The organism is Burkholderia lata (assembly GCF_000012945.1).
Classification (GTDB): domain Bacteria; phylum Pseudomonadota; class Gammaproteobacteria; order Burkholderiales; family Burkholderiaceae; genus Burkholderia; species Burkholderia lata.
On sequence record NC_007510.1, the window covers coordinates 1,605,332 to 1,621,420 of the forward strand.

14 protein-coding genes, 1 tRNA gene and 2 pseudogenes are annotated in these 16,089 nt (G+C 65.1%); 10 read left to right on the forward strand and 7 right to left on the reverse strand.

The genetic code is table 11. The features are described 5' to 3' along the window. Positions 1-20 precede the first annotated feature (20 nt). Both BCEP18194_RS13215 and BCEP18194_RS13220 read right to left on the reverse strand, forming a co-directional pair. Positions 21-2,231, reverse strand: a complete 2,211-nt coding sequence (locus BCEP18194_RS13215) for a hypothetical protein (RefSeq protein ID WP_011351782.1) — start codon at positions 2,229-2,231, stop codon at positions 21-23. 345 nt (positions 2,232-2,576) lie between these two features. After that, positions 2,577-3,260, reverse strand: coding sequence for a tyrosine-protein phosphatase (locus BCEP18194_RS13220; RefSeq protein WP_244272951.1), 684 nt, complete (start codon positions 3,258-3,260; stop codon positions 2,577-2,579). 530 nt (positions 3,261-3,790) lie between these two features. Between BCEP18194_RS13220 and BCEP18194_RS13225 the strand changes: the two genes are divergently transcribed. The 5 genes from BCEP18194_RS13225 to BCEP18194_RS13240 all read left to right on the forward strand — a co-directional run bounded on the left by BCEP18194_RS13225 (position 3,791) and on the right by BCEP18194_RS13240 (position 6,911). Next, positions 3,791-4,504 (forward strand): class I SAM-dependent methyltransferase, encoded by a 714-nt coding sequence (locus tag BCEP18194_RS13225; RefSeq protein ID WP_011351784.1) that lies wholly within the window; start codon positions 3,791-3,793, stop codon positions 4,502-4,504. A gap of 158 nt (positions 4,505-4,662) precedes the next feature. After that, a tRNA-Pro gene (locus BCEP18194_RS13230) sits at positions 4,663-4,739 on the forward strand. Positions 4,740-4,879: 140 nt separating this feature from the next. Next, positions 4,880-6,091, forward strand: coding sequence for an outer membrane protein assembly factor BamC (gene bamC / locus BCEP18194_RS13235; protein ID WP_011351785.1), 1,212 nt, complete (start codon positions 4,880-4,882; stop codon positions 6,089-6,091). Between the two features lie 344 nt (positions 6,092-6,435). Continuing rightward, positions 6,436-6,648 (forward strand): hypothetical protein, encoded by a 213-nt coding sequence (locus tag BCEP18194_RS41655; RefSeq protein ID WP_167316012.1) that lies wholly within the window; start codon positions 6,436-6,438, stop codon positions 6,646-6,648. Continuing rightward, positions 6,621-6,911, forward strand: a complete 291-nt coding sequence (locus BCEP18194_RS13240; protein WP_011351787.1) for a putative quinol monooxygenase — start codon at positions 6,621-6,623, stop codon at positions 6,909-6,911. The genes BCEP18194_RS41655 and BCEP18194_RS13240 overlap by 28 nt, the downstream gene beginning before the upstream one ends. 40 nt (positions 6,912-6,951) lie before the next feature. Here the strand turns inward: BCEP18194_RS13240 and BCEP18194_RS13245 are convergent, their stop codons facing one another. From BCEP18194_RS13245 to BCEP18194_RS13255, 3 genes are all read right to left on the reverse strand, one after another. Then, positions 6,952-7,209: a hypothetical protein gene (locus BCEP18194_RS13245; RefSeq protein WP_011351788.1), complete on the reverse strand. Its 258-nt coding sequence runs from the start codon at positions 7,207-7,209 to the stop codon at positions 6,952-6,954. 136 nt (positions 7,210-7,345) lie between these two features. Continuing rightward, positions 7,346-7,624 carry a hypothetical protein gene (locus BCEP18194_RS13250; RefSeq protein WP_011351789.1) on the reverse strand — a complete coding sequence of 93 codons (279 nt, stop codon included), beginning with the start codon at positions 7,622-7,624 and terminating at the stop codon, positions 7,346-7,348. A gap of 221 nt (positions 7,625-7,845) precedes the next feature. Then, positions 7,846-8,562 carry a YdcF family protein gene (locus BCEP18194_RS13255; protein WP_041492814.1) on the reverse strand — a complete coding sequence of 239 codons (717 nt, stop codon included), beginning with the start codon at positions 8,560-8,562 and terminating at the stop codon, positions 7,846-7,848. A gap of 157 nt (positions 8,563-8,719) precedes the next feature. Between BCEP18194_RS13255 and BCEP18194_RS13260 the strand changes: the two genes are divergently transcribed. Continuing rightward, positions 8,720-9,037, forward strand: coding sequence for a hypothetical protein (locus tag BCEP18194_RS13260; RefSeq protein WP_011351791.1), 318 nt, complete (start codon positions 8,720-8,722; stop codon positions 9,035-9,037). A 194-nt stretch (positions 9,038-9,231) separates the two neighbouring features. Here BCEP18194_RS13260 and BCEP18194_RS13265 read toward each other — a convergent pair whose 3' ends face one another. Together BCEP18194_RS13265 and BCEP18194_RS13270 are read right to left on the reverse strand one after the other, a co-directional pair. After that, positions 9,232-9,483 carry a hypothetical protein gene (locus tag BCEP18194_RS13265; RefSeq protein ID WP_011351792.1) on the reverse strand — a complete coding sequence of 84 codons (252 nt, stop codon included), beginning with the start codon at positions 9,481-9,483 and terminating at the stop codon, positions 9,232-9,234. A gap of 201 nt (positions 9,484-9,684) precedes the next feature. Beyond that, a pseudogene (locus tag BCEP18194_RS13270) lies at positions 9,685-10,080 on the reverse strand (transposase); the annotation flags it as partial. Positions 10,081-10,511: 431 nt separating this feature from the next. Between BCEP18194_RS13270 and BCEP18194_RS13275 the strand changes: the two are divergent. The 4 genes and pseudogenes from BCEP18194_RS13275 (at position 10,512) to rluB (ending at position 15,840) form a co-directional block, all read left to right on the forward strand. Continuing rightward, positions 10,512-11,414 (forward strand): LysR family transcriptional regulator, encoded by a 903-nt coding sequence (locus BCEP18194_RS13275; RefSeq protein ID WP_011351793.1) that lies wholly within the window; start codon positions 10,512-10,514, stop codon positions 11,412-11,414. A gap of 75 nt (positions 11,415-11,489) precedes the next feature. Then, a pseudogene (locus BCEP18194_RS13280) lies at positions 11,490-12,709 on the forward strand (pyridoxal phosphate-dependent aminotransferase). A 272-nt stretch (positions 12,710-12,981) separates the two neighbouring features. Continuing rightward, positions 12,982-14,013, forward strand: a complete 1,032-nt coding sequence (gene scpB, locus BCEP18194_RS13285; RefSeq protein WP_011351794.1) for an SMC-Scp complex subunit ScpB — start codon at positions 12,982-12,984, stop codon at positions 14,011-14,013. A gap of 60 nt (positions 14,014-14,073) precedes the next feature. Further along, on the forward strand, positions 14,074-15,840 hold the full coding sequence (gene rluB / locus BCEP18194_RS13290) for a 23S rRNA pseudouridine(2605) synthase RluB (RefSeq protein WP_011351795.1): 1,767 nt from the start codon (positions 14,074-14,076) through the stop codon (positions 15,838-15,840). The last annotated feature ends 249 nt before the right edge of the window (positions 15,841-16,089 follow it).

The window sequence follows — 16,089 nt, forward strand, 5'->3', positions numbered from 1 at the left end:
TCATGCGTGTCGCGTGCGCGTCAGCGTGACGCGAGCGGGTTCTTCTGCCCCATGTCGACGACCAGCGTGCCGTCCGGCAGCATCCGCACCGAGCCTTGCGCGACCTGGCTGCGGTAGCCGTACAGGTCGAAACGCATCGGGCCGGCCTCGGCCGAATTCCGGATCAGCGCGCGCACGTTCAGTTCAAGCACGTTGAACATCTTCATGTCGCCGCCTTCCATCCACATGTAGCTCGGTGCATCGATCTGCGGCCGTTGCGGTGCGGGCGCACCTGCCATGCGCCTGAACGTGAGACGCAGCCCGTCGCGCTCGACCGTTGCCTGTCCGAGCTTGCCGTTCAGCACGGGTGGCGGGAACACGGTGTACTGGTCGAGCACGAGCGTGTCGCCACGCAGTTCCGCGCCGCGACGCTGCAACGGCGTCAGCGAGGCGAGCTCGATGCCGAGCGAACGCAGCAGCTTCGCCTGCGGGATGCCGAGCACCGACACCTGGGATGGCTTGAACGCGAGATGCCGGTCGTCGAGCACCGACAGCGTGCCCTTCATGTCGGTTGGCAGCCAGACACCCGGCACGTGATTCCACAGCTTGATGCCGCCCTGGACGCGCAGGTTCGTGCCGTCCGCGCTCAGTTGCAGGTCGTTGAGCGAGCGCGGCGCGTAGTCGAGCAGATAGTTGTTGAAGAGCGCGGACATCGCCTTCCATGACTCGACGACCGTGCCGCCGAGAATGCGAATGTCGTACTGGTTCGGATCGTCGAGATCGACGGGTTCGCCGGGCCGCTTCGAGACGAGTTCCACGTCGAGATCCTCGACGTGAAAACCGATATCCCCGGACAGGTTGAAGTCGACGTTGCGCAGATGGATCGTCGGGTTGCGGTTCGACACGTGCCGTTCGTTGAACGGCGTGGTCGACGTGCGTCGCATCGCGACCTTCTGCATGCCGGGGTGAGCGGTGTTCGCCGCGAGTGCGTAGGCTTCCCAGTGCTGGCGTATGTCGCGCAGCGCATTCTGCTGCGCGGCGAGGAAGCTGTCGTTCAGGCGCGCGGCTGCGTTGCCGAGCAGCGCGCCGCTGGCCGTGCCTGCGTACGAGGGCATCCGGATCGCCATCGCGCCGCTTTCGTCGAAATTGAAGTAGCCGGCCGACACCTGGTCGCGATAGTGGTACAGGTCGAACACGAACGTCTGGTCGCGCTTCGTGGGATCGACCGGGCCGATCAGGATGTCCGCGTTCATCGGCATCGAGCGCATGAACTTCACGTCGCCGCCGCGAATGTACATCGCTTGCTGCGGTGCGCTCGCGGGCATCGCGAAGCCGGCATGCGTGCCGTCGTCGAGCTTCAGGTCGAGGCCGGCCGGCGTCACGCGCAGCGCGGTGATCGTGAGCTTCAGGCGCGGCGGCGGCATCAGCTTGTCGACCGACATCACGAGATCGTCGCCGGCGAGCTGCGCAATCGGCGTCTGGACTTTCAGCAGGTCGGCCATCTTCACGTTGGCCGCGCGCATCACCGGCTGCGCGTTGATGCCCGATACGCGCACACCCGTCGGATGGAACACGAGCTGGTTGCCGTCACGGATCGTGAGCGTACCGGTCAGCGAGAACGGCACCCAGCCGTCGCGCTGCATCTCGCCTTCCAGGTGGATCACGCCGTCGCCGGCCGACACGGCGAGCTTGCGCAGCGGCGCGTTACGGTAGCCGAAGATGTAGGTGTTGAAGAGGGCGGTCAGCTTCGCGTTGTCGAGCGTGACCGTGCCTTCATGCACGTCGATTTCGAAGCTCGTCGGATCGTCGAACACGATCGGCGCGCCGGCTTGCGTTGGCACGAGCGTGGCCGACAACTGATGGATGAAGAAGCCGAGGTTGTTGACGATGCGGAAATCGACGTCGCGCAGGAACGTCATCGCACCGTTCTGGCCTGAGTCGCGCAGCGTGAACGGGCGCGGTTGCGTGAGGCTGATCGATGCGAGCGACGGCACGGTGCGTGCGACCTGCTGCTCGCGGGCGAGGCGTTCGGCCTTGGTGCGTTCGATCTTTGTCGACGCGATCGACGTGTTGCCGTCACGCTGCGCGGACGATTCCGCGCAACCGGCACACAGCAGCGCAATCGCCAGCACGCCGCAGCCGAACACGCGGGACGTTGTGGGTGAGGTGGGGCGGGCCGCGCGTGGCGGGCCTGAAATCCAGTCGAAAATTGCCAAAGGCGAGCGATGGCCGCGCCGGACCGCATTCCGCATCGTCTGTCTCCATGTCTTGTCGTGATCGACGGCGGCGCGCGCCACTGCACGGCGCGAACGTCGATGGCGAGGAGTGTGGCATAGCGCGCTAGAGCGGCGTTACCAAACAACGGGCGCCCGGGCGGGGCGGGCCGGCGGGCTGCGGGACAACGGATTCGGGGTGGTTGGACGGTCGGATCAAACGGTCGTTTGGTTTGCACGATCCGTCATTGGCCGATGTTGCTGCGTCCGGGCAAACCCGCTCCCGCCTTGGCCGGTTCGGGTTTCGCCGGATACGAATTGCGCCGGCCGCGGCGGTCGAAGCGCGGATGCGATCCGGCCTCCTTCGCAGCGGCCGCGGGTCGATCAGACCAGCATATGCTGCCGGATTGCGTTCAGCGTCGCCTGGTCGAGTTGCAGGCCGTTTGCGATATACGACGTCATCGAGCCGTACGACGCGGTGACCTGATCGAATGCCGCCTGCAGATAGTCGGTGTGTGCGCCTTGCAGTGCGGTCATCATGTCTGCTGCATTTTGCCCGCCGGCTTTTTGTGCCTGGGCGACGGACGCGGCGATTTCCGATGCGCTATAGGTGTTGGTCAGCAGATAGTCGGCGAGTATCGTCTGCTCCGACGCCCCGAGGATCGTGTGCAGGATCGCGGTTGCCCAGCCCGTGCGATCCTTGCCGGCCGTGCAGTGGAACACCAGGTTTTCGCCGGAGGCGGCGAAGCCGGTGAAGAGTGCGTGATAGCTGGCATGCGCGGTGTCCGACGTGACGAACGCGCGGTACATGCTCAACATGAATGCCGTTGCGGTGGCACCGGTGGTCGGAATCGGATCGATGCTGGCGGCTCCGAGCACGTTGAGATTTTGCCAGGTGGCGCCGGCCAGCGGCACATCCGGTTGCGTCTTGATCTCGGCGGGCGTGCGCAGGTCGCAGACCTGCCTGATGCCGAGCGTGCCGACGGTGGCGATATCCGCGGCCGACAACGCGAGCGCGGATGACCGATAGATCACGCCTTTCTTCATCTTCGCGCCGCTCGTCGTCACGTAGCCGGTTCCGTCCGGCCCGGCCGTGTCGCGAAAATTCGATGCGGAACTCAGCCGCGGTGTCGTGACCGGCGCGACCGAAATCGAGTCGCCCCCGCATGCGGACAGAAGCGATGCGCTTCCCAGCGCCACGCCTATCGTGCCGGCGCCCAGCCGGAGAAAATGTCGACGGGAAATTTCGTTTTTCTGATGCATTCAATGCCCTGTGTCGGAGACGGTTACAAGAGGTCGCGACTGCGGCGGTGACCGAAGCCGCCTCCTGTATCGCGCGCGACGCGGCATAGCCGGGGCGGGCCGGATCGATCGGCATGCAGTCGGACGGTTCGCCCGTGCGCCTCGATCTCGCGCCGGGTAACCGCACGGTAGCGATTTGCGGCGAAGCGGCCATCGTCCTTTTCGATTAGGTCGGCATGCGGGTTGCCGGTGTCGGTTACGCGTTGTCGACAGGTAGGATCGGCGGCAGCCGCGAGGTAAGATCGGCATCAGTGGCTGTATCGACCAAAGCACAGTAGCCATCACGGGGAAGCGTCATGGATCTCAAGGAAGTTGACGTATTGGGTGCAGGCGTGGACGATCACTGGTACTACGCGTCGAAGGCGAGTGCGATCCGTCGGTTCCTGGGGGTGCCAGGCGCGAACCGGATACTCGATGTTGGTGCAGGCTCCGGCTTCTTCTCGAAGCACTTGCTGGAGCGTACGGAGGCGACGGAGGCGTGGTGTGTCGATACGAGCTACGCCGACGATACCGACGGCGAGGCGTCCGGCAAGCCCATCCACTTTCGACGATCCGTTGATCGATTCGATGCCGATCTCGTGTTGCTGATGGACGTGCTCGAGCATGTCGACGACGATGTCGGTCTGCTCACGCAGTACGTAAAGGGCGCGCCTTCGGGCAGCCGGTTCCTGATCACGGTTCCCGCGTTCCAGTTCCTCTGGAGCGGTCATGACGATTTTCTCGAGCACAAGCGCCGATATACGCTCGGCAGTCTCGAGGACGTGGTGCGTCGCGCGGGGCTCGACGTCGAGCACGGTGCCTATTATTTCGGTCTCACGTTTCCGCTCGCGGCAGCGTTGCGGCTCGGCGAGCGGGTGCGTCGGCAGCCGAGCGAGCCGGCGTCGCAATTGCGTCGTCACCATCCGTTCGTCAACGGCCTGCTCAAGACGATCTGCCGCATCGAGTTGCCGATGTTCCGCTTCAACCGCGTCGCCGGGCTGACGGTCATCTGTGTCGCACGCAAGCGGTGAAGGCGATGCGAGGCCGTGCGGCCGGTGCGCAGGGTGTGATGCCATGCGCGTCGTTGCGTGCACCGGATCCGTCACGCCAAAAAATTTCACAAGAATATTCACAAAACGCATGCGACCCGTTCTAAATCGGAAAACTGTCTGTTATAATTTTTTTCTTTCGGGGCGTAGCGCAGCCTGGTAGCGTACCTGCATGGGGTGCAGGTGGTCGGAGGTTCAAATCCTCTCGCCCCGACCAGATAAGAACCCGCGTCAGCTCAAGCTGACGCGGGTTTTTTCTTGCCGGTCGCTTTTTTGCACATCGCGACGCGGCCCCGGTAAAATGCAAGGTTGATCCACGGAAAGCGCCGTGATTTAGCGGAAGAGGATTCCCCGAACATGACTGATCTTCGTCTTACCATGCGGTTCGCTGCAGTGCTCGCCACCGGCGCGCTCGTTGCCGGTTGCGGTACGTCGTCGCCCACGAAAGTGGACTACAAGAGCGATTCGAAATCGAAAGAAGCGTCGCTCGCAGTGCCGCCCAACATGCTCGACGAGACGGCCGATCAGCGTTCGCTGCCGCCCCAGGGCGGCGCGACTTCCCTGTCCGCGCTTCAGCAGGTCCAGCAGGCCGCGCCTGCGCTGGACACTGTCGCGCCGGCCGTGGCCGGCATGCATATCCAGCGCGACGGCACCGAGAGCTGGCTCGTGATCGACGGCAAGCAGCCGGCCGACGTCTGGCCGCAGGTTCGCCGCTTCTGGCAGGAGCAGGGCTTCCTGCTGGTCGTCGACCAGCGCGACAAGGGCGTGATGGAAACCGACTGGAACGAAACCCATCCGCAGATCAACGACGGCCTGATCCGTAGCGTGATCTCGAAGGCGATGGGCAACTCGTACGTGACGGCCGAGCGCAACAAGTACCGTACGCGTCTCGATTCGGCGCCGAATGGCGGCACCTACGTGTTCATCAGCCAGAAGGGGATGCGCGAAGCGATCACGGGTTCGAACAACGATTCGAGCAAGTGGGAGCCGAAGCCGAATGATCCGGCGCTCGAGACCGAGTACCTGAAGCGATTGATGGCGGTGCTCGCACAGAACGAGCAGCGCGCGAAGAACGGCGAGCCGCCCATCGCGAACATCAAGGACAACACGGTACCGAAGGACAAGGACAAGAAGGCCGACGACGCATCGTCGAAGGCTGCTGCAGCCATTGCCGCGCAAAACGTCTCCCGCACGTCGGCGCAAGCCAACGATGCGGCCGATGCTGCCGTCCCGTCGGAAGTCACGCTTGGCGAGCCGTATGACCGGTCGTGGCTGCACGTCGGTCTCGCGCTTGATCGTGCGAACTTCACGGTCGACGATCGTGATCGCTCGAAGGGCCTGTATTTCGTGCGCTATGTCGATCCGAAGGATCTGACTTCGGCCGAGCAGGGCTTCTGGAGCCAGCTGTTCCACGGCAAGAAGGAAAAGCAGGCGAAGCAATACCGTGTCAACGTGAAGGCACTCACGGCCGACCAGACGCGCGTCGCGGTCATCGACGATTCGGGCGCGATCGACACGTCGTCGCCGGCTCGTCAGATCATGGGGCTGCTCGTGAATCAGCTCCGCTGATTCCGGCGTTTCTCCGCACCAATGAAAAGCCCGCCATTTGGCGGGCTTTTTTCATGGCCGCTCGCCGGCGCGCACATGTGCTGGAGGTTCGGTCCCTCCCCGTGACGTTACGTAACATCCGCGCGTTACGGCGGCCAAACACATGCCGCATCGTCGGTGTCTAAAAAATTTTCCTTATAAATCAAAGGAGTGGTCGGTGCATGGCAGCTGGCACGCAACCTGCTTTATATGTTGGAATTGTTGAAACAGGGAGGATGACGTCAGATGCCGGGGGTGCGCCGCGAGCGCCCGATCAACGGTATCGACGTCTTCGAATGTCGGCGCGACAAGCGTCGGCGCAACTGATGACGATCCGCGCCAGCGTGCGGATCTCGATGGCCCCGTCGCCTATCCTCGTAGGGCGACGGTTTCGCCCGCGCTTCTCTGAAGCGCGGGCTATTTTTTTGGGGCCGTCGCGTGATGCCGTGCTGGCGCAGCCGATGCGCGATTCGCGTATTCTCGGACTTTTCCAGATGAAGGGGGGGCGGGAATGGCGGAAATTGCAGTCGTGGCGCTGATCGTGGCGAAGCCGGGCGCCGAGGAGAAGTTGCGTGCCCAGCTCGAAGGGATCGTCGGGCCGACCCGCAACGAAGCGGGGGCATTGCAGTACGACCTGCACCGGGACCTGAAGGAGCCTGCGCGGTTCGTATTCGTCGAGCGCTGGGAAAGCGAGGAGGCGCTTGCTGCTCATGCGCGTTCCGCGCACATTCTCGCTTATCGCGAAGCGGCCGCGAACTGGATCGAGCGTTCCGAAATCCGCGTGCTGTCGAAGCTCGTCTGAGCCGGGTGGGGCGACCGGACGTGTCCGGTCGCGCGGTGCGTCAGTGCGACGTGCTGGGTACGTCGAGGATCAGGATGATCGTCCAGTCGGCGTCGCCGTCGTGATGGTACTGGCGCTCTGCGACGATGAACGGTTGCTGCTTGCCTTGCGGGCCGAGGAACAGCACGTCGCCCTCCATCGGCAGGCACTCGATCGGCGGCAACGCGAGGAACGCGTCGGCCGAGCCGCGGGGCATCAGTTGCTTGATCTGGCGAGTGGCGGCTTCGGTCCACTCGATGTCGAGTTGAATGTTGCTCATGCTGTCCTCCGCACCGGGGTGCGCACGGGTGGAAAATTTCGGTGCGCGACTTTAGCACAGCGCGCGGGCACCGCAACCAAAAAAGCCGAACCCGGTTGCCCGGATTCGGCTTTTTGCTTGTGCGGTGCCGCCGAACTTACTGGCTGGCAGCGTCTGCGGCCTTGGCGGCCTTCTTGCCGGCCTTCTTCGCAGCAGCCTTGTGGTGAGCAGCCTTCTTGCCGTGGTGATGCTCTTCCTGCATCGCCGGCTGAGCGGCCTCAGCCGCTTGCTGCTGCTGCAGCGCCTGTGCGCGCTGCTCGATCTCGGAGATCTTGGCCGGATCGGTAATCGTCTTGATTTCCGTGCTCTCTTGCGCATACGCTGCGCCAGTCAGCGCCGACATCGCTACCAGGATAGCCAGGGACGTCTTCTTCATTGCTTTACCTCCGCTAAGTGGTGATGAACCCGAGTGTTGCCGTTTTGTCTGGCGACTGCAATCGAGTGCGTGTCGAGTGTAACAAAAGTGACGGATCAATGTGCACCGGATCGTGGCGTGACGCGAGGCCCCGTTGAAGTGGCGCAACACTTCGCGTACTTCGTCACGCGCCTGCCATGGTCGTCGCCGCAGTGATTTCCGCCCCGGTTTCCCCGCAGCGGTCAAAACCATCCCAGCCATCGATAGACGTGGAACTGCGCGATGCCGACCAGTTCGTGAAGCGCCTGCTCGGCGTTGGTCAAATTACGCCAGCGCGGCAGCCAGCCTGTTTGTGCGCGCCGGCGATTCGCATAGACGGGCTGCGGATCGATCCCGAAACGGCGGAAATCGAGCAATGCGCGGCGCATCTGGTATGACGAAGTGACGAGAATGCGTGCGTCGTCATACTGTGAGCGTAGTATAGACGCAGTGAATTTCGCGTTTTCGTAGGTTGTGCGGCTATCCGGTTCCAGAACGAGGTCCGTGGGAGCAATGCCTTCGGCGACGAGTTGGCGCCCGTATACGGCAGCCTCGGTTTCGCCATGATGCTGCGGGTCGCCGCCCGACATCACCACGGTACAGCGCTCGGCCAGTTGCCTGCAGGTGCGGTAGAGCGCTGCGACCTTGTGGATGCGGGCAGTTCCGTCAGGTGGCGGCTGCAGCCCGAAGTCGGTGCGCTTCGTGCCGGCGCCGATGAGAATCAGCGTGGTCCGTCCGTGCATCTCCGGGTGCTCGACGGGTGCGACGCCCGACTCGGTCCAGGCGATCAGCGGTGCGGCGAGCCAACCCGTCGCGAGCAGCCAGAACAGCGCAATGGCGGCGATCGAGATGATTCGTCGCCGCTTGCGGCAGAGCATGAAACAGATGAAGAGAAGTACAAATGAATCGAACAGAATCAATTTGATTGGGGTATGGTGTCTTTTTATGGACGGCTGACGATCCGGCCCTGACGCGACGCCGAACGTCGGCCTCCAGAATCGGTGGCGGTATCGGTGGGCGGAGACGCCGCCCGGCGCGCCGCTTCGCATTGTCGCTGCACTTTAAGAAAGAATCGAGATGGCCACGTATTCCAACGAAGCGGTGCTCGACGCATTGAGACGAGTGCAGTACCGCCAGGTACCGTGGGCACGCCGCCCGGGTGTGTTCGAGTATCTCCGTTCGCTCGGGCTGATGGACACGGTCAGGCAGAAAACCGTTGCCCCCGCGCCGGGCTTCCATGCACCGGTCGACATTGCCGTCCTGACCGAAAGCGGTCGAGCCGAATTCTCGCGCCTCGAGCGCGACGAGAAATTACTTTCCTGGACCGATCGCCGCATGGCCGACTACGCATTGAGCGAAGCGAGTGCCGTGGCGATTCTCGAAAGCCGCCTGTAGCGGCCGATCATCCCGTCGCCCGCATCGTCGTACGGCTGGCGATGCCAAAAAAAAGCCCGTATCGCGAGGATACGGGCGTACCGGATACTTTTGCTGTTGCCACGCTGTGCTCATGGCAACGTTGTGACTCGTCGCGTGCGGCGCAGTTCCCGACCGCGGCCATTTTCTTTGGCTAAATCCCGAAATTGGCAGGACTACGGATGACGCGGCACGTCGGACGGCTGCGAGCCGATGCGCGCTCGCGCGTTGCTGGCGATGTCGCCACGCAGGTCGCCGCGCGGCACAGTCTGCCGGTTGGGCGGGTTGGCGGACGGTGGCTGGCGGAGGGTATTCCGGTGGTCCTGCTGGCGATGAGGCGGCTTCACGCGATCGTCGGCGTGAGCTGGAGCGGACAACGCCAGGGAAATGACAATGCCGCATGCGACGAGCAGTGACATTGGTTTCATGGCGGGGCTCCCTTCAAGCCGTCGACGCGGCCTGTTGATATGTCGCTAAGGTAAGCGTGGGAGTGCAGGCTTGCTGTAAATATTGGTAAATAGATGTATCGCGGCACGACAACGGTAATCGACGGCAACGCAAGCGTCGCGAACAGGTCGCGTCGCAGAAAGAAACCGGGCGGCCGAAGCCGCCCGATCGAGCATTCATTACGCCATCTTGACGGGCGCGCGCCAGGATTCCGGATTGGTCCAGAAGGCGCCGCGCAGCCGGTCGCGGCTCGGCGGTGCGGGCGGCTTCGCAGCGCTTGCGCCGATGCGCCCGCGCAGGGAGATCTGCCGGCCGCTCGTGCCGAGTCGCTTCACGATTTCGGCGAGCGTGCCGTCTGCCTGCCATTCGTCGAAGCGACGGCGGCAGGTCGGCGGCGACGGATAGCGGCCCGGCAGCTTCGACCAGCCTTCACCCGTCGACAGCACCCACAGCACGGCGTTCACCACCGAGCGGGCTTCCACGCGGGGGCGGCCGCGCCGCTCACTCCGTGCGGGTTCAGAGCAAAACAGACCCTCGACCAGCGCCCACTCGTTATCTCTCAAATCGTCGAACAGCATCATGTCCTCACCTCAGCGAAGCTAACTCCGGTGCGCTGCCCTGCGCCGCGCACTCTTCAAGCACTCGATCGTCGAGTGCCGGGTGGGGGCGTCCGGTTGGCCGGCAGCGGCGTTTCTGCTCTTCCGTCCGACGAAACCTGCGCCCTGTGCGCCAGGTAATGCACGAAGCGTGCCATGTCGGAGGTAAATCCTTCGAGAGCCGCTTGGCAGCGAGCTAACGGCTAAGTCAGCTAGGGGCGTATAAGACGCCAAAATAACCCGGCAGCAAATCGGGACAATCACCAATCTTGTGCAGTTCGCCCGCACCACGTGCGTTCGCGGATGTATTGCACCGCAGCGAAACATGTGGGGCAGGTGCCTGATTCGTACATCGAAGCCGGATTCGCGCATTAAAATCGCGCATCGATATCGACGATTGATGAGGTCAGGAAATGAACGTCACGCTGCGCCAGCTTCGCGTCTTCATCGAGGTAGCGCGGCTCAAGAGCTTCAGTCGCGCGGGCGACGAGATCGGGCTCACGCAGTCCGCGGTCAGTCGCTGCGTGCGCGAGCTCGAGGCCGAGCTCGGGTTGAAGCTGATCGATCGCACGACGCGCGACGTGCAGCTGACCGATGTTGGGGCGAACCTGATCGCGAGCGTGTCCCGTCTGCTCGACGATCTCGACGACACGCTGCGCGAGATTCGCGAGATCGGTGAGCAGCGCCGCGGGCGGGTGATCGTCGCGGCCAGCCCGACGATCGCGTGCCGGCTGATGCCGCGCGTGGTTGCGTCGTGCGAGCGCCAGTTTCCGTTCGTGACGTTGGGTTTACGCGACGACGTGCAGAGCGACGTGTTGCGCAAGGTGAAGTCGAGCGAGGTCGACTTCGGCGTCGTGATCGGTCCGCTCGCGGTGGCCGATCTCGTCTGCGAATCGTTGATGACCGATTCGTTCTGCCTTGTTGCGCGCGCCGACCATCCGCTCGCGGCGCGTGCCGAGGTGCCCTGGACGGCGCTGGACGGCGAGCGCCTCGTGCTCCTCGATCATGCGTCGGGAAGCCGGCCGCTGATCGATGCCGCGCTGGCCGCCCATCGTGTCAACGCGACGGTCATGCAGGAGCTCGGGCATTCGGCGACCGTGTTCGGCCTCGTCGAGGCCGGCGTCGGTGTAAGCGTGCAGCCGTGGCTGTCGCTGCCGCTACCTGCCGGCTCGACGCTCGTTGCACGGCCGCTCACGCCGCGCACCGAGCGCACGGTCGAACTCGTGCGCCGCCGCGACCGGTCGTTGTCGCCCGCTGCGCAAGCGATCTGGGAACTCGTGCGGCAGATGCCGGCGAGGGCGGAGGACCTCGACTGACGCCCGCCGACGTGCGCCTCTCCGGCTTGCGGGCCGGTACACTACGCGGATCGTGTTCCTCGAAGGTGGTGCTCGATGGCGTATTCCGCAGATTCTTTTCCGGTAGCCGGCGCGCCGGCGGCCCGTGACGCAGTGCGCGCGTTGCGTCCGTCGCTGATCCGGGAAGTGGCAAACGCCGGCTTCGGTGTGCCGGACATGCTGCCTTTCTGGTTCGGCGAATCCGATCGCGTGACGCCGGACTTCATCCGCGACGCCGCCGCGACGGCGCTACGCGATGGCGCGACCTTCTACACGCACAACCTCGGCACTGCGCCGCTGCGCGATGCGATTGCGGCCTACGTCAGCGCCCGTCACGGTGCGACGGCGGCCGACACCGTGGCTGTGACGAGCTCGGGCGTGAGCGCACTGATGCTGGCTGCGCAGATGCTGGTCGGTCCAGGCGAGCGCGTCGTCGCGGTCACACCGCTGTGGCCGAATCTAGTCGAGATTCCGAAGATACTTGGGGCGCAGGTCGAATGCGTGCCGCTCGGCTATGGCGATGCGGGCTGGCGACTCGATGTCGGGCGGCTGCTTGCGGCGCTGACGCCCGATACGCGGATGCTGCTGATCAACTCGCCGAACAATCCGACCGGCTGGACGATGTCGCCCGGCGACCAGCAAGCGGTGCTCGCCCATTGTCGCCGCCATGGCACTGGCTCGTTGCCGACGAGGTGTACGAGCGGCTCGCGTTCGACGCGAACGGCGCGGACGGCGCGGACGGCGCGCCATCGTTCCTCGACATCGCGTCGCGCGACGAGCGGGTCGTCGTCGTGAATTCGTTTTCGAAAGCGTGGGCGATGACGGGCTGGCGCCTGGGGTGGCTCATCGCGCCGGCAGCGGTGATGGCTGACCTGTCGAAGCTCGTCGAATACAACACGTCGTGTGCGCCGGGCTTCGTGCAGGCCGCGGGTGAAGTCGCATTGCGCGATGGCGAGCCGTTCGTGCGGTCGTTCGTCGCGGCGCTGCGCGATGCGCGCGATCACCTGGTTGCCGCGCTACGTACCCTGCCGGGTGTCGAGGTACCACCTCCGTCGGGTGCGATGTACCTGTTTCTGCGCCTGCCGGGCGCGTCAGACAGTCTCGCCTTCTGCAAGACGCTGGTGCGCGAGGCGGGACTCGGACTGGCGCCCGGGCGGGCGTTCGGCCCCGAGGGGGAGGGGTTCGTGCGCTGGTGCTACGCATGCGATCCGGCACGGCTCGATGCGGGTGTCGAGCGGTTGCGCCGGTTCCTCGCACGCGGCGTGGCCGTCCGCTGAAGCGGGGCCGGAGCGGAGGCGGCGCGCTGGTGGCAGCTCGTTCGGCTCATCTTTACGCACCGGGCAATTTTGCGTAATATGGCGCTCAGTCACGCGGTTCCGTCGTTGAGCCGTGCTGTTCCGTCCGGTTTGGGCCTGGCCTGAAGTTGGTTCGCCGCCCCCGGTTCGTGCTCCCATCAATATGACCGATCAGAATCGGGCGAGCGCGTCTTCCGTTCCTTTCGTCTGTTTGTTGATCCGGTTCGTTTGACCACAGGGTCTGGCCTAGCTGCATGAATACCCAAGAGGCGAAGATCGTCCTCGAGACTGCTTTGATCTGTGCGCAGGAACCGCTGAAACTCGGCGATTTGCGCAAGCTCTTTGCCGACGGCGTGTCGGCTGACACGGTCCGCACGTTGCTCGAAGATCTGAAACAGGATTGGTCCGGCCGCGGCGTCGAACTGGTGGCGCTGGCAACCGGATGGCGCTTCCAGAGCAAGCCGGCGATGCGTCACTATCTGGATCGCCTGCATCCCGAGAAGCCGCCGAAATATTCGCGTGCGGTGCTCGAAACGCTCGCGATCATTGCGTACCGGCAACCTGTCACGCGCGGCGACATCGAAGAGATTCGCGGCGTGACGGTCAATACGCAGGTGGTCAAGCAACTCGAGGATCGCGGCTGGATCGAAGTGATCGGTCATCGCGACGTGCCGGGACGCCCGGCGCTGTATGCGACGACCAAGCAGTTCCTCGACGACCTCGGCCTGAAGGCGCTCGATGATCTGCCTGCGCTCGAAGAGCCGGCCGCGAACATCGAGGCCGCGCTGCTTGCGCAGCAGGCGATGGATTTCGACGAGGGCATGCCGGTTGCCGACGACGCAACGGGCGACGCGCCGCAAACGGATGAGGCATCCGCCGGTCAATCGGCGGGATTGCCGGATGATCCCGCGGCGGACGTCGCGTCGACGCATGAAATCGCGAGCCGCGATACGCTCGATGCTGTTCGCGGGCAAACGGAACAAATGGAACAGGCTGGCGCCGAAGCAGTGCCAGCCGGTGTGCAGCCCGAGCCGCTGCGCGCGGATTGGAGCGAGGAAGATCGCAAGCCGGCTGCCGAAGCGGTTGCCGGAGACGGAGCGGAAGCGGCCGGCGACATGCCCGGCGAGGCTGGCCAGGCCGACGCCCCCCGTTCCCGTCCTGCGGACGACGAGATGCTGGACGACACGTCCGACAGTCTCGCCGATGCCGTACGAAGCGCCAGTGCACCCATCGGTGCCGATGCGCTGCCGGACGACGAAGCAGAACCTGAACAGCGTCGCGCCTGATCGCGGCCAACTTCTTGCCGCGCCCGCGCCGGGCGCGAGACCTGACATTTTGAGGTTGTTTTGACAGATATCCACGATATTGAATCGTCCGCGCCTGCCGTGCAGGCAGCGCGTGCCGACGATGCACCGGAGCAGGGCGCTTCGGCCGAGGGTGGCGACGAGCGTCCCCGCCGCGGTCTGCGGCGAGGCCCGCGCAGCCTGATCGCGCGGCGTCGCGCGGCGGCCAAGTCGAAGGGCGCCGAAGGCGAGCCGCAGGGCGGCGAAGGCGCTGACGCGCAGCCGGCCGAAGCCGCCGAAGCGCAGCAGCCGACGCGTGCGCCGCGCAAGGAAGGTGCGGCCAAGGGTGCTCGCAAGCCGGCCGCCAAGCGCGAAGGCGCGGCCAAGGCCCCGGGCGGCCAAGGCGGCCAGAGTCGTCGCAGCAGCGCACCGAAGGCTGAAGGTGGTGCGGCAAAGGTGGAGGGCGATGCGTCCCAGGACGAACTGTTCGCCTACGTGACGTCGCCGGCATTCGACGCGGACAACTCCGCGGGCGGTAGCGGCGTGCGTGCGCCGATGCTGCGCCGCGGTCGCAGCCAGCCGGCGAACAAGCGCGTGCTGTCGCCGGACGACGACGCGCCGAAGCTTCACAAGGTGCTGGCGGAAGCGGGCATGGGCTCGCGCCGCGAAATGGAAGAGCTGATCGTCGCCGGCCGCGTGTCGGTGAACGGTGAGCCCGCGCACATCGGCCAGCGCATCATGCCGACCGACCAGGTGCGGATCAACGGCAAGCCGGTCAAGCGCAAGCTGCCGAACAAGCCGCCGCGCGTGCTGCTGTACCACAAGCCGACGGGCGAGATCGTCAGCCATGCGGATCCGGAAGGTCGTCCGTCGGTGTTCGACCGCCTGCCGCCGATGAAGACGGCGAAATGGCTCGCGGTGGGGCGCCTCGATTTCAATACCGAAGGTCTGCTGATGCTGACGACTTCGGGCGACCTCGCAAACCGCTTCATGCATCCGCGCTACAGCGTCGAGCGCGAGTACGCGGTGCGCGTCGTCGGCGAACTGGCCGAAGGCATGCGGCAGAAGCTGCTGCACGGCGTCGAGCTCGATGACGGCCCGGCGAACTTCCTGCGCATCCGCGACGGCGGCGGCGAAGGCACGAACCACTGGTATCACGTTGCGCTGGCCGAAGGCCGCAACCGCGAAGTGCGCCGGATGTTCGAGGCGGTCGGCCTGATGGTGAGCCGCCTGATCCGTACGCGTCACGGCCCGATTCCGCTGCCGCGCGGCCTGAAGCGCGGTCGCTGGGAGGAGCTCGACGACACGCAGGTGCGCAAGCTGATGGCGACCGTCGGCCTGAAGGCGCCGTCCGAGGAGAAGGGCAAGCGCGGCGGTACCGGCCAGGCCGAGCGTCGCCAGCCCGATCCGATGCAGACGTCGATGGGCTTCATCGGCCGTGAGCCGGTGCTGACGGCGCACGGGCAGCTGGATCAGCCGCGTCGTGGCAGTGGTCGTCGCGGCGGGCCGGGTCTGCCGGGTCTGAGCGGCTACGGCAGCCTGCCGGTCGCGCCGTCGGGCTTTGGCAATCGCGCTGGCGGCGGCCGGGATGGCAACCGTGCGGGCGGAGGCGGGCGCGACGGCAATCGCGCCGGCGGTGGCCGTGGCGATGTCGACGGCAACCGCGCGTCGTACGGCGCAGGCCCCAAGCGTGATGGCGCGGGCCCCAAGCGCGGCGGCAGCAAGGGCGGTAATCGCAACCCGAACGGCAATCGTGCCGAGGGCGCCGGTAACAGCGGCGGCCCGCGCGGTGGTCAGCGTCCGCAGCGCAGTCGCACGCGCAGCCGCTGAGCATTCAGGCGAGCGGCGCAAGGCCTCCGGCGTGCCGGCCGAATCGGCATCCGGCTGGCCTTGTCGGCGCCGGGCATTGCATTTATTGCTTTCGACTGTATATATGTCACGTGCCGCTAAAAGGCCGCTGGCATAACCGATCTCCGGCGCGTCACGATGGCGCCCGTTGATCGAGCAGCCCGATTTCGCATTTTTGGGCCCGTAAAGGCAGACGACACGCTGCTTTTACCGGCTGGCTTGGCGTTTGCG

Bases quoted from the DNA above. Each gene is read 5' to 3' on its own strand.
- BCEP18194_RS13245 (WP_011351788.1), bottom strand. From the start codon at position 7,209: ATGAGCAACATTCAACTCGACATCGAGTGGACCGAAGCCGCCACTCGC.
- BCEP18194_RS13240 (WP_011351787.1), top strand. From the start codon at position 6,621: ATGGCGGAAATTGCAGTCGTGGCGCTGATCGTGGCGAAGCCGGGCGCC.
- BCEP18194_RS13260 (WP_011351791.1), top strand. From the start codon at position 8,720: ATGGCCACGTATTCCAACGAAGCGGTGCTCGACGCATTGAGACGAGTG.
- bamC (WP_011351785.1), top strand. From the start codon at position 4,880: ATGACTGATCTTCGTCTTACCATGCGGTTCGCTGCAGTGCTCGCCACC.
- scpB (WP_011351794.1), top strand. From the start codon at position 12,982: ATGAATACCCAAGAGGCGAAGATCGTCCTCGAGACTGCTTTGATCTGT.
- BCEP18194_RS13265 (WP_011351792.1), bottom strand. From the start codon at position 9,483: ATGAAACCAATGTCACTGCTCGTCGCATGCGGCATTGTCATTTCCCTG.
- BCEP18194_RS13215 (WP_011351782.1), bottom strand. From the start codon at position 2,231: ATGCGGAATGCGGTCCGGCGCGGCCATCGCTCGCCTTTGGCAATTTTC.
- BCEP18194_RS41655 (WP_167316012.1), top strand. From the start codon at position 6,436: ATGACGATCCGCGCCAGCGTGCGGATCTCGATGGCCCCGTCGCCTATC.
- BCEP18194_RS13225 (WP_011351784.1), top strand. From the start codon at position 3,791: ATGGATCTCAAGGAAGTTGACGTATTGGGTGCAGGCGTGGACGATCAC.
- BCEP18194_RS13250 (WP_011351789.1), bottom strand. From the start codon at position 7,624: ATGAAGAAGACGTCCCTGGCTATCCTGGTAGCGATGTCGGCGCTGACT.
- BCEP18194_RS13275 (WP_011351793.1), top strand. From the start codon at position 10,512: ATGAACGTCACGCTGCGCCAGCTTCGCGTCTTCATCGAGGTAGCGCGG.